At 65.9% G+C, this 12,123-nt stretch carries 9 protein-coding genes; 5 read left to right on the forward strand and 4 right to left on the reverse strand.

The window, feature by feature from the left end:
* Position 1 precedes the first annotated feature (1 nt).
* Positions 2-1,279 (forward strand): FHA domain-containing protein, encoded by a 1,278-nt coding sequence (locus FRC96_RS07580; protein ID WP_146973897.1) that lies wholly within the window; start codon positions 2-4, stop codon positions 1,277-1,279.
* A gap of 265 nt (positions 1,280-1,544) precedes the next feature.
* Positions 1,545-1,832, forward strand: a complete 288-nt coding sequence (locus FRC96_RS07585; RefSeq protein WP_146973898.1) for an HU family DNA-binding protein — start codon at positions 1,545-1,547, stop codon at positions 1,830-1,832.
* A 117-nt stretch (positions 1,833-1,949) separates the two neighbouring features.
* On the opposite strand, the gene FRC96_RS07590 is transcribed toward FRC96_RS07585, so the two are convergent.
* Together FRC96_RS07590 and FRC96_RS07595 are read right to left on the reverse strand one after the other, a co-directional pair.
* Positions 1,950-2,516, reverse strand: coding sequence for a radical SAM protein (locus FRC96_RS07590; protein ID WP_349632748.1), 567 nt, complete (start codon positions 2,514-2,516; stop codon positions 1,950-1,952).
* Positions 2,517-2,870: 354 nt separating this feature from the next.
* The gene (locus FRC96_RS07595) at positions 2,871-6,272 is read right to left on the reverse strand and encodes a DUF7107 domain-containing protein (protein ID WP_146973900.1); all 3,402 of its coding nucleotides are present in this window, start codon (positions 6,270-6,272) and stop codon (positions 2,871-2,873) included.
* Positions 6,273-6,612: 340 nt separating this feature from the next.
* On the opposite strand from FRC96_RS07595, the gene FRC96_RS21900 reads away from it, so the two are divergent.
* Positions 6,613-6,837 carry a hypothetical protein gene (locus FRC96_RS21900; RefSeq protein WP_230469984.1) on the forward strand — a complete coding sequence of 75 codons (225 nt, stop codon included), beginning with the start codon at positions 6,613-6,615 and terminating at the stop codon, positions 6,835-6,837.
* Between the two features lie 62 nt (positions 6,838-6,899).
* Here the strand turns inward: FRC96_RS21900 and FRC96_RS07600 are convergent, their stop codons facing one another.
* Positions 6,900-7,493, reverse strand: coding sequence for a TetR/AcrR family transcriptional regulator (locus tag FRC96_RS07600; protein ID WP_230469985.1), 594 nt, complete (start codon positions 7,491-7,493; stop codon positions 6,900-6,902).
* Between the two features lie 275 nt (positions 7,494-7,768).
* Between FRC96_RS07600 and FRC96_RS21905 the strand changes: the two genes are divergently transcribed.
* Positions 7,769-7,906: a hypothetical protein gene (locus tag FRC96_RS21905; protein ID WP_230469986.1), complete on the forward strand. Its 138-nt coding sequence runs from the start codon at positions 7,769-7,771 to the stop codon at positions 7,904-7,906.
* Positions 7,899-10,358: a protein kinase domain-containing protein gene (locus tag FRC96_RS07605; protein ID WP_146973902.1), complete on the forward strand. Its 2,460-nt coding sequence runs from the start codon at positions 7,899-7,901 to the stop codon at positions 10,356-10,358. Before FRC96_RS21905 ends, FRC96_RS07605 begins: the two co-directional genes overlap by 8 nt.
* A gap of 53 nt (positions 10,359-10,411) precedes the next feature.
* On the opposite strand, the gene murJ is transcribed toward FRC96_RS07605, so the two are convergent.
* Positions 10,412-12,016, reverse strand: coding sequence for a murein biosynthesis integral membrane protein MurJ (gene murJ, locus FRC96_RS07610; RefSeq protein ID WP_146973903.1), 1,605 nt, complete (start codon positions 12,014-12,016; stop codon positions 10,412-10,414).
* Between the last annotated feature and the right edge of the window lie 107 nt (positions 12,017-12,123).

The following is a 12,123-nucleotide window of genomic DNA, read 5'->3' on the forward strand; positions in this document are numbered from 1 at the left end:
GGTGAGCGACCAGAAGCTGTCGTCGAAGTTGCAAGGCGATCAGGCAGAGACGGCACACGAGGAGCGCGCAGAGGGGCTGTCCTTTAAACTGGGCGGGCGCATTCGCGCGCCGCGCTCGGGCGGCCTCGATCTGCCCACCTACCAGCCCGATGATGATGAGGCGGTCGCCGCGGTGGCCAAACGCTTTCGCAGCAGCGCGGCGCTTGGAGGCGCGGCGCTTAAAGACGCGCCCACCCTCGACAGCGATCAGGGCTCGGCCGATGTCGACGCCGGATTTTTGCTCGACGCGCTTGAGGCCACCGCCGAGCCGGTGACCCTGGCCCCGCTCGAAGATCTTGGCGAGGTCTCGATCACCGGGAGAGATCCCGGTCAGACCAGCGATAACCTGCCGATGGTCGATGTGGAGCCGCTCGAAGAGAGCCGGCGCCCGGTGGTCTGCCCCTCGTGCCATGCCGAGAATCCGGCCTCGATGAAATTCTGCGTGGAGTGCGGCGGCGCGCTGGCCGCGCCCCAGAAGCCCCGTACCCATAAGGTGAGCCTGCGCGGCCGCGGCGCCGGCGCTCCGGCCCTGGTGGAGAAGCGTCGCGAAGCCCCGCCGGCCTCCGAGGCCGCGCACCAGAAGAACCCCTGGCCGATCCAGCTCATCTCGATCAACGAAGACGGCAGCGATGGCAGCGCGATCGCCCTGGAGTTTTTGGAGACGACGGTGGGACGCGACGGCGATCAGCGCTTCCCCACCGACGCCTTCTTAAGCCCGCGTCATGCGCGCTTTCACGTGGTCGATGGCAAGCTCTTCATCGAAGATCTCTACAGCCTCAACGGCACCTTCATCAAACTTCGCGATGAGACCAAACTCACCGCCGGCGACACCATCCTGATGGGGCGCCAGGTGTTGCGTTTTGAGCGCTTTGAGCAGTCGATCACCCCGAAGACCAAGAGCAGCGACGGCACCCGCTACATGGGAAGCCCCGCGCCCGGGGGGACCTTCAAGATCTTGCAGATCGGGATCGGTGGCGTCATCCAGAACGTCTACTGCCTCCCCGAAGCCGGCGCGGTGCTCGGGCGCGAGAAGGGCGACATCGTCTTCCCGCACGATAAGTTCATGAGCGGCCGCCACGCCCAGATCTACGCCGGGGAAGACAACCACTGCTACCTGGTCGATCTGAACTCCTCCAATGGCACCTGGATCAAGATCTGGGAGAAGACGCGCCTGCGTCATCGCGACTACATCTTCATGGGCCAGCAGCTCTTCCGCGTGCACCAGGAGCAGCAGAGCTGATCGCGTCGCGGGATACCCGGCGCATCGCAAGATCCTTCAGGACCACTCAGAGACGCCTCCCTTTTCAGGGAGGCGTTTTTTGTGGGCGCGAGCGTTTTGGCCTGTGTTCATCCTTAAGGGGTATCGCGGGTTGACATCGGGATGGGGGCGTGGCAGATCAACGCCGGTGTTGATAACCTGCCGTGGGAATTAAGGATTTTGCCCTTTGAAAAGGGCTAGATGTTCTTATTTGTGCCCGCTGAACTGCATTCGGACGAGTAGTAGAATGACGAAGTCGGAACTCATTGAGTTGGTGTCGCAGCGTATTGATCTTCCCAAAAACCACGCCGAAGAGATCGTCAACGCGGTCTTTGACGCGATGAGCGACGCGCTGATGGAGGATGAGCGCATCGAAGTGCGCGGGTTTGGGAGCTTCTCGATTCGCAACTACCGCGCGCGCAAGGGGCGCAACCCCCGCACCGGCGATGAGGTGCAGGTGGCAGCCAAGAAGTCTGTGCACTTTAAGGTGGGTAAAGAGCTGCGCGAGCGCGTCGACACGCTGGAAGGTGCCTGAGCCTGGCGCGTGCGCATTGCAGGGGGAGACAAGAGAAAAGCCGGCGCTCGGGGGTGAGCGGCCGGCTTTTTTGCGTCTGGCGGGTGGGAGCGGCGGTGCCGCCCCGGGACCTGCGCGTTATTCGACGTCGAGGAACTTGTGGATCTGCAGGCCCAGGCGGATCGATTTGCCGCTCTCCAAAATCCAGTTGGCCAGCACGTGCCCGGAGAGCTCGCCATGAACCGGTGAGAAGATGATCTGGGCGCGATCGAGCAAGGCGTGCTCCTCAATGGTGGCGATGGCCCAGTCGAAGTCTTCGCGGTTGAGCAGCACGAACTTGACCTCATCGGTGGGCTTGAGGTGCGCGATGTTGGCAAAGAGGTTTTTGTCGACCTCGCCACTGCCCGGGGCTTTGAGATCCATGATGACGTGCACGCGATCATCGATGGGGGCGATGTCGAGTGAGCCGGAGGTCTCAATGAGCACGGTGTAGCCCAGGTCGCACAGGCGGCTCATCAGGGTGTGCACCGGGCGCTGGAGCAGGGGCTCGCCACCGGTGATCTCGACGACTTTGCAGCCGATCGCATCGAGGCGGCTGATGATGTCGTCGATCTCGGTGCGCTCGCCACCTTTGAAGGAGTAGGTGGTGTCGCACCAGGTGCAGCGCAGGTTGCAGCGCGAGAGGCGCACAAAGGTGCACGGCATGCCGGCGAAGCTGGACTCACCCTGGATGCTGAAAAAGATCTCGGTGAGGCGCAGCCAGCTGCGCTCTTCGCGTTCGGGGGTGCCGCGCTCCTGGGCGATATCGGCGGCGCGCTGGGCGGGCGTGGTCAGAGACATGGGAGAACCTGGGGAGGGTCGGGCGAGCGAGGGGGCGGCGAGCGCACAGGCGGGAGTAGAAGGGGTTTGGCGCAGGCGATCTTCCCGCGCTCGATAAAGAGCGCATGACGAGCGGGGCCACCTCGCGGGGAGGCGGCCCGGGCCTGCCCCCATAGTACAGGGGCAGGCCTGAGCGCAACGTTTAAGCCAGCCTGCGCATCGTTTGCCCGGTCGGCGCGCTCAGGGCGCGGCCAGCTCGCACTGGTTGTTCTGGCAGACCTCGGGGAAGGTGCAGTCCTGGTTGGAGTTGCACTCGGTGCCGCCCAGGCAGACCCCGCCGATGCAGAGCTCGCCGGGGTCGCATTCGGCGTTGATGCGGCAGGCCTGGGGCGGGGAGGTGTCTTCGCAGACGCCGAAGTTGCACTCGGTGCCTTCGGCGCAGTCGGTGTCGCGGTTGCACTCCGAGGGCGGGAAGCTGAAGCAGGCGCCGGCGTAGCAGACCTGGCCAAGCGGGCACTGGCCATCGTCGGCGCAGCCGCCGGGGTTCTGGCAGACGAAGTTGATGCAGCTGGTGGGGGCGGGGCAGTCCGCGTTGGATTCGCAGAAGGGCTCGGAGGTGCAGCGGTTGGCCACACAGAGCGCGCCGCTGGAGCAGTCGTTGTCGCTCTGGCAGGCGAAGGGCTGGCAGTAGCCGGCGTCGCAACGCTCACTGTCGGCGCAGTCGGTGTCGGCCGCACAGGTCGTGGCGACGCGGCACAGCCCGTCGATGCACTCGGTGCCGGCGGCGCAGTCTGCGGTGACCTGGCAGCTGCGCACCAGGCGGCACGTCTCGCCAATGCAGGTCTGACCCTGGGGGCAGTCGTTGCTGGTGGCGCAGGTTGTCTCGGCGATGCAGCGGCCGCTAAAGGCGTCACAGACCTGGTCGGCGGCGCACTCGCTGTCGCGGCGGCAGGGCGGGGCGGCCTGGCAAGAGCCGCGCACGCATTCGCGGCCGTTCTCACAGTCGGTGTCGTCGACGCATTCGGGCGGCGGGTCTACGCACACGCCCTGCTGGCAGGTCTGGTCGGGGCCGCACTGGTCGTCGGTGGAGCACTCCGAGACGATCGGTCGGCAGTTGCCGCCGCGGCACTCAAAGCCGTCGGGGCAGTCGGTGTCCAGGCTGCACTGCGGCGGATTGGGCACACACTGGCCGTCGGCGCCGCAGATCTGACCCGGTCCGCAGTCGCCGTCGGCGCTGCACTCCACGGCCACGCAGCTCTCTTCGATGCACTGGGAGCCTTCCGGGCACTGGTCGTCGCGCAGGCACTCGCGCACGCGCTGGCACTGGTAGTTGAGGCAGCGCTCGGTAGCCGCGCAGTCGCGGTCGCTGGTGCACTCGGGGCGCGGCGCGCAGATGCCGAACTCGCAGATCTGATCGTTTCGGCAGTCGCTGTCGCCGCTGCACTGCGGCGGGGGGAGCGGCAGGCAGACGCCGGCGATGCAGCTGGTGCCGGGGAAGCATTCGGCGTCGGACTGGCAGCCGCCCGGATCGACGCAGACGTTGTTGATGCACTCCAGGTTGGGCAGCGGGCAGTCCTGGTCGCCGGTGCAGGCCAGGGGCGGCACGCAGCGCTGGGCCAGACACTGCCAGGAGGGCGGGCATTGATCATCGCCCTGGCAGCGGGTGGCCACGCAGTTGCCCAGGTCGCAGCGCTCGCCAGTCTCACAGTCGCTGTCGGCGCTGCACTCGGGGCGCGGCTGGCAGAAGAAGCCGTTGCAGATGGTGCCGGCGGGGCAGTCGCGGTCGACGGTGCACTCGCGGATGTCCACGCAGCGATCGTCGAGGCAGGTAAACCCGTCGGGGCAGTCGTTGGCGCTGGTGCATTCGACCGCCGGCTGGCACTGGCGGGTCAGCGATTCGCACTCCTCGCCCGGGGGGCAGTCGGAGTCGCGGCGGCACTGATCGGGGGTGGCGCAGAAGTTGTTTTCGCAGACCTCGCCATCGCGGCAGTCGCCGTCGACCTGGCACTCGCCCTGGGGCAGGCACTGGCCGCTCTGGCAGAACTCATCGGCGCGGCAGTCCGCGTCGGTGCTGCACTCGTTGGGGTTGGTGCAGCTGCCCTCGATGCAGGCTTCGCCGGCGGGGCAGTCGGTGTCGACGATGCAGCCGTCGACCGGGACGCAGTCGCCACGCTCGCACACGGTGCCCGGCTCACACGAGATCGCCTGGCAGGGATCGGTGAACTCACAGCGGAAGTCGATGCACTGCTCGTCGCGGCGGCAGTCGGTGTCGGCGCGGCAGTCGCCCACGAAGTAGCAGTCGCCGCTGAGGCAGATCTCGGCCTGGCCGCAGTCGCTGTCGACCTGACAGCCCTGGGTGGTCACGCACTGGCCGGCGCGGCAGATCTCGGTGGGCAGGCAGTCCTGATCGCTCTGGCACTGGGGCCCGCCGAAGCACTGGCCGTCAATGCAGCTCTGGCCCAGCCCGCAGTCAAAGTCGTCAAAGCACTCCGGCGGGCGCGCCAGGCAGACGTTGTTGATGCAGACCTCGCCAGCGCCGCAGTCGGCGTTGGTGCGGCAGTCCAGCTCCACCGGCTGGCAGATGCCCTCCTGGCAGGACTGGTTGTCGGGGCAGGCGTCGTCGCTCTGGCAGGGGATGAACACACACGAGCCCTCGACGCACTGGCCGCCCGGGCCGCATTGCGCGTCGGTCTGGCACTGGGGGGCCACGCAGGTGGCGTCCTGGCAGACCTGGCCAAAGGCGCACTCGTCATCGCGCAGGCACTCGCCAGTAAAGACGCAGAACTGATCGATGCAGTCGAAGTTCGCCGGGCAATCTTCGTTGGTCCGGCACTCGCCATCGATGGGCATGCACATCTGGTCGAGGCAGATGGCGTTGGGGCCGCAGTCGTCGTCGAACTCGCACTCCGGCGGCAGCACCTGGCAGCTGCCGTCGAGGCAGACCGCGTCACCGGGGCAGTCCTGATCGATGCGGCACTCCGGCGCCGGGACGCAGAGGTTGTCGACGCATTGTTCGCCGGGCGCACATTGCTCGTCGATCGTGCATTCGGGGATCGGATCGACGCAGCTTCCCTCCTGGCAGACCTGCCCGTTCTCGCACTGATCGTCGCTCTGGCAGCCCTCTTCTTCGACACACTGGCAGGCATCATCGCAGGTGAAGGTCTGGGGGCAGTCGGCGTCTTCAGCGCACTCACAGGTTACAGAGCAGAAGCCGTCGACGCAGAGCTCGCCCTCTTCGCAGTCGCTGTTTTCTGCGCATTCGGGAAGGCAATCGCCCTCGACGCAGCGCTCGCCAGGCTGGCAATCGTCGGCGCTCTCACAGGTGGGGCCGTCATCGACGCAGCTTCCTTCCTGACAGACCTGACCCTCGGCGCATTCGGCATCTTCGGTGCACTCGGGCGCCGGCGCGCAGAAGCCTCCGCGGCAGATGGCCTGCTCGGGGCAGTCGGTCTCACTCTGGCAGCGCAGCGGCTCGGAGCAGACCGCGCCCAGGCATTGGGAGCCGGTGGGGCACTCGCTGTCGCTCTCGCAGCGATCCATGAGCACGGTGCGGCCGCAGCCGCTGAGCACCAGCGCCCACAACGCGAACACAGTGGCGAGGAGGAGGTGGCGAGTGAGTGATCGCATCAATTGACGTTGCATGACGTATCCAGAGAAATGCTCAATCGGGACTCACCGCGAGCCGCCGGAAAGTGGGCCGGAGTCGAGCGGTGGGGCGCACATGACATAGACCCTGCAGATGTAGCACAGCGCCACACACGCGGCAAACTCGCCGGGGTGCGGCGCATGGTCTCAGGGGCGGAATGGGGATTGCCAGCGTGGCGGCGTTATATTAGACCATTCGCCACGCTGTGCGGCCCTCATTGAGCGTGTGTGACCGGGGGCCGATGATGACTAAAGCGACGAGGGTGTCGGGCAGGTCGATGCGCACCCGAAATTGCCCCGGTGGGGCAACGTCCACAGACTCAGGTAAGCCTTCGTTATGGCGAAAGAAATTACGCAGGGATTGATCTTCGGCTTTCTGGCGGTGGTGCTGGTGGCCTTCCTCGGCACGCAAGTCGGCTTTGGCTGCTCGCATTACGAGCCCAGCGGTGTGGGTGAAGAAGGCGCGGCGGCTGAAGGCGAAGCCGCTCCGGCTGAAGGCGAAGCCGCTCCGGCCGAAGGGGAAGCTGCTCCGGCCGAAGGCGAAGCTGCTCCGGCTGAATAAGAACGCAACGCGGGTTGGCCGGCCTGATGTGCTCGTTCACCACGGGTATGTAGGGTCGGGCCTTACTCGGGGGCCAGCCCCTTGCCGATCAACGCGAAGGTCGCCTCGACCAGGCGATCGCGGTCGGGTTCATAGCCGACCGCGTAGGCGGCCTGCACCCCGTCGACGAGCGATTTGAGGGCGATGGCCGTGGCCCGCGCGTCGATCTGACGCAGGTGCCCGTCGGCGATCGCGCGCTCTAAGATCGCGGTGAGGCGCTCGATGTAGGCCTCCTGAAGCTCCAGCAACATCTGGCGGATCGGCTCATCGCGCAGCGACATCTCCGCGGCGATGAGCATAAAGCGGGGCATCGTGGCGTCCGCGGCGAAGGCCTCCACGAAGTGGTCGCCCAGGCGTAAGAGCTGCGCCAGCAGATCGCCCTCCTCATCGACAACCTGATCCATAAACGCGGTGGCGCGATCGAACTCCGCCTGCACCAGCGCCCGGAAGATCTCGCGTTTGGAGGGGAAGTGAAAATAAACCCCTCCCTTGGAGAGCTTTGCAGCCCGGGCGATGTCGTCCATTTTGGTGGCGAAGTAGCCCCGCTCCAGAAAGCAGATGCGGGCGGCCGCCAGGATCTGGTCGGCGCGTTCGTCGGGGCTTTTGTGTTTGGTCACGCTCCGGCTCCTCATCAGGGCAGTGCGGCGGGGGCGCTCGGGGTGAGCGGGGCTTTCTTTTATGCGCGCTGAGGCGATCGGCGCAACCGCCGCGTGCGCGAAATTTTGAGTGTCGCTGCCGCCTTCTTGCCGGCGTAAACCCGGCTGGCTTGCGCCCGAAAGTCTGTGTTAAGCTTCGGCGGTCAAAACGACGCGATCCATACATCCGATACCGGTTTTGAGCGCGCGCCAGGCCGCCGCCGGCCAGGTGCAACGCTTCACCCGAAGAGATGTCAGTGAATCAGCGGACCGAGGCGACGACCCAACCTGCCAAATTTCGGGGTCAGGCCATCGACAATCAGGCGTGTCTGTACCCTGCCGGCTCGGCCGGTGAGCGATTCGATCTTGAGCGCGTAGGCATCATCTGTGGCTGAGAGCAACCGCGAGTGGACAAAGTTCGGGCGCTACGCCCTCCTGCAAAAGATCGGCGCAGGGGGCATGGCCGAGATCTATCGCGCCAAAACCTTTGGGGCGGCGGGCTTTGAGAAAGAGTTCGCCATCAAGCTGATCTTGCCCAGCCTGGTCGACGACACCGAGTTCGTCGAGATGTTCATCAACGAGGCCAAGATCGCGGTGAGCCTCTACCACGCCAATGTGGTGCAGGTCTTTGATCTGGGGGAGATGGACCACCAGTACTACATCGCCATGGAGTTTGTGCACGGCAAGGATCTGCTCGATGTGCTGGCGCGCTGCGCCGAGCTCAACATCAAGATCCCGCTCAACCTGGTGCTCTTCATCGCCATGGAGATGCTCAAGGGGCTGGACTTCGCCCACCGCGCCAAAGACCCTTATGGCGACGATCTCAACATCATTCACCGTGACGTCAGCCCGTCGAACATCCTCATCAGCTACGCCGGGGATGTGAAGGTGGGCGACTTCGGGGTGGCCAAGGCCGCCATCCAGCGCAACCTCACCGAGAGCGGCACGCTCAAGGGCAAGGTCGGCTACATGAGCCCCGAGCAGGTGATGGGCGAGGAGATCGACTCGCGCAGCGACATCTTCTCGGCCTGCATCGTGTTTGTGGAGGCGCTGAGCATGAACCGCCTCTTTGTCGGGAGCTCCGATCTCGACGTGATGCTCAAGGTGCGCGACGCCGATGTGGAGGCAAGCCTGGAGAAGATGGGGCCTCTGCCCTCGGATCTGGTGCAGATCATTCGCACCGGTCTGGCGCGCCACCGCGAAGATCGTTACCAGAGCGCCGGGGAGTTCTATCAGGCGCTGATGGACTTTTGTTTTCAGCACAGCATCAAGGTCAGCGGCAACGACCTCTCCAACCTGATGCGCCGGCTCTTTGCCCGGGAGATCGAGGAGGAGAAGAGTCAGCGTCGCAGTGAGCCTGGCGGGCTCGCCGCCCAGCGCCTCTTTGAGGAGAGCGCGCCGAAGGAGACGTCGGTGGCCTCGGAGGTGGAGTTTACCCCGGAGCAGAAGGCCGACAGCGCCGAGCTGATGGCGATGGGGGACACCGCCGCGGTGCGCGACCCGCAGAACACCGGGCGTATGCCCGCCGGTGAGCTCGCCGGGCAGGTCGCGCGGAGCAAGGAGCCCGACGCGCCGGCTGAAGAGGAGGGGGACGAGCGGCGTTATCGCTATCGCGACGGCAGCGGGCTTGTGTTCGGGCCGATGGGGCCACAGACGCTGGTCGATCTTTTGCGCGTGCGACGGCCTCGCGCCGACGATCGCGTCGCGGTGGGCGACGGGCCCTGGGTTAAGCTCGATGAAGTCAGTGAGATCGAGGTGCCCACCGGCCGCGCCACCGCGCGGCGCGCGCGCCCGGTGGCGGTGGAAGCCACGCTCGATGCCGCCACCCGCGGCGGTGATACCGACGTGATGCGCGATGTGCGCCGCGCGGTCGGCGCGATGGAGGAAGAGAGCGCCGCCGCCGGGGATACCGACGTGATGCTCGACGAGCGCGACTCGCTGGCCGCCGGCAGCACCGATGTGGCCGATATGAGCCCGCCTTCAGCCGCGGAGGCGGAGCTGGGCGGGCAGTCCTCGCCGGTCTCTCAATCGCCCCCCTCAATGGGGCTGATGATGACCGAAGGGGCGCTGGGGTCGACCTTCCAGGAGCTCAAGAACCTCTACGCGAGCTATGAGGGCGAGCTGGCGGAGGTCTCCTTTGCGCGGATCCTGGGCAGGTTGCACCGGGCCGGGGAGACGGGGCGGCTTTTTGTGACCAACGGGCAGGTGGAGAAGTCGATCTTCATTCGCAGCGGGGAGCCCATTTATGTGGACTCCAACCGTCGCGAAGAGCTGCTCGGGCACTTCTTGCGCACCCGTAACCTGATCACCGAGGCGCAGCTTCAGGAGGGCCTGGCGCGCCTTAACGAGTGGGGCGGCCGCCTGGGCGATGCGCTGGTGGCGATCGGCGCGATCCCGGCGCACGCGATCTTCACGCACCTCTCCAGCCAGATGCGTGAGAAGTTGCTGGAGATCTTCACCTGGCCCGAGGGCTACTACGGCTACTACGAGAACCAGGAGCCCGACACCCAGGGCTACTCGCTGGGGCTGGACACCTACGAGATGATCGTGGAGGGCTGCCGTGAGCAGGTGCCGCTGGCGCGCATCAAAGAGCTCTACCGCAACCGCAACTTCGTGAGCATCTACCTCAACGAGCCGGCGCCTTTCAGCGTGGACCGGCTGCGGCTTCGGGCGAACGAGCTGCGCGTGCTTAACCAGCTCAGCTCGGGCGATAACCTGCGCGCGCTCCTTTCGAAGTTCACACCCGACCAGCACGAGAAGGTCTACCGGACGGTGTACCTGCTGCATCAGGTCGAGATTCTCGTCTTCGAAGTCACCGAGCGCGTCGACCTTCCGAAGGTCGACTGAGCGTCTGGCATTCGGTCGCTGCTTCGGCGGTATTCTTGAATGAAATCAGTGGGTTAGCGGGGGCGCTTGAGGCGTCGTTTGACACGATCGAGGATCACGTCGAGCTCCGGCGGGGCGAGGAGCCAGGCGCTTAAGCCCAGCGCCGCAAAGAAGGCGGTGCCCATGGTGGCCAGCATCCCGGCCAGTCCGGCGAGTTGAAGATCGGCGGCCGGCGTGTCCCAGAGGCGGAAGACCCCGTAGGCGGCAGCGGCCGCCCAGGCTCCGTGCAGCGTGCCGCGCAGCGTGCCGCGAATGATCGGTCCCAGGGGAAGATGCCCCACCTTCCAGCGGTAGTACCCGATGGTGACCAGGGCGTTGAGGGTCATCCCGGCGCTGGTGGCCATCGCCAGACCCCGCACGCCGAAGGTGTCGCCGAAGATCGCGTAGAGGGGCGCGGCCAGGGCCACGGTGATCGAGCCCAGGATCATGGGCGTCAGCGTGTTTTTGCGGGCGTAATAGCCGCGCACCGCCAGCGTCTGCACCGCCCAGGCCCACAGCCCGCAGGCGAAGACCACCAGCAGGCCCGCCATGGTGTCGGCGTCGGAGGCCGAGAACTGCCCGTGGCGGAAGATCGCGTGCACCAGGGGGTAGGCCGCCACGATCAGGCCGGCTGCGCCGACCATCGCCAGAAAGCCCACCCGCTGGAGGCTGCGCGAGAGCATCTGCCCCATCTCTTCTTCTTCGCCCTGATGGAAGAGGCGCGTGAGGAAGGGCAGCGCGGCCTGACCGGCGGCCTGGCCGATGATCGCGAAGATCACCATCATCAGCTTGCGGGCGTTGGCCAGCCAGGTGATGGCCCCGTCGCCCTGCATCGAGCCAAAGTACTTGAGGAACCACTCATCGACGGTCACAAGGCTCACGCCCACCATCAGCGGGAGGGTCAGCAGCAAGAATGCTTTGAAGTCGGGGTCGAAGGGGGCAAAGCGCGCCTTAAACTTCACCTCGCGGCGGGCAGCCCACATCGGCACGGCCAGGGGCCCGAGCAGCGCGCCGATGACCACGCCAATGGCAAAGCCCTTGATGCCAAACCAGGGGTCGAGCAGCACCCCGCCGCCGATGATGCAGAGGTTGTAGATCAATGGCGAGATGGCGCTGGGCCAGAAGATCTCGCGCACAAAGAGCGAGCCCTGGATCAGCCCGCCGATGTAAAAGGCCATCGGCGCGAGCAGCACGATGCGCGTCATGCTGATCGCCAGGTCGAGCTGCTGCGGATCGTTAAACCCCGGGTTGAGCAGGGGAACAATCTGCGGGGCCAGCACGTACCCAAGGGCGATGAAGACCGCCAGCACCGAGCCCATGGTCGTGGCGATGGTGGAGAAGAGTCGCCAGGCGCCCTCCTCGTCATCGGAGGCGACATAGGCCGAGAAGAGGGGTATGAAGGTGATCGAGAGCGTGCCCCCGGCCAGCACGTAGTTCATCATGTCGGGCATGGTGAACGCGGCCTGGTAGGCGTCGGTCGTGGCGCTGGCGCCGTGGGTGTAGACGATGACCGCTTCGCGCAAGAACCCCAGGATGCGGCTCAAGAAGGTGCTCACCGCCAGGATCAGGGCGGCGATGCCCATGCGGCGGCCGATGGAGCGGGCGGGTTTTTGAGGTTTTTCGGAGGTCTCGGAGCTCATGATGCCCGGGGTGCGCGGGAGCCGTGTTCAGCATTCTATGTAGCGCGCGCAGGGCTGTGCGCGAAGTTTTTTGAAGGCGGCGGCGACATGGCGCCGCCGGCGATTCG

The organism is Lujinxingia vulgaris (genome assembly GCF_007997005.1).
In the GTDB taxonomy this organism is placed as follows: Bacteria; Myxococcota_A; Bradymonadia; order Bradymonadales; family Bradymonadaceae; genus Lujinxingia.

What these genes read in the sequence shown, in the direction of transcription:
- murJ (WP_146973903.1), bottom strand. Translation starts at nt 12,016, where the DNA reads ATGAGCTCCGAGACCTCCGAAAAACCTCAAAAACCCGCCCGCTCCATC.
- FRC96_RS21900 (WP_230469984.1), top strand. Translation starts at nt 6,613, where the DNA reads ATGGCGAAAGAAATTACGCAGGGATTGATCTTCGGCTTTCTGGCGGTG.
- FRC96_RS07595 (WP_146973900.1), bottom strand. Translation starts at nt 6,272, where the DNA reads ATGCAACGTCAATTGATGCGATCACTCACTCGCCACCTCCTCCTCGCC.
- FRC96_RS07590 (WP_349632748.1), bottom strand. Translation starts at nt 2,516, where the DNA reads ATGCCGTGCACCTTTGTGCGCCTCTCGCGCTGCAACCTGCGCTGCACC.
- FRC96_RS07585 (WP_146973898.1), top strand. Translation starts at nt 1,545, where the DNA reads ATGACGAAGTCGGAACTCATTGAGTTGGTGTCGCAGCGTATTGATCTT.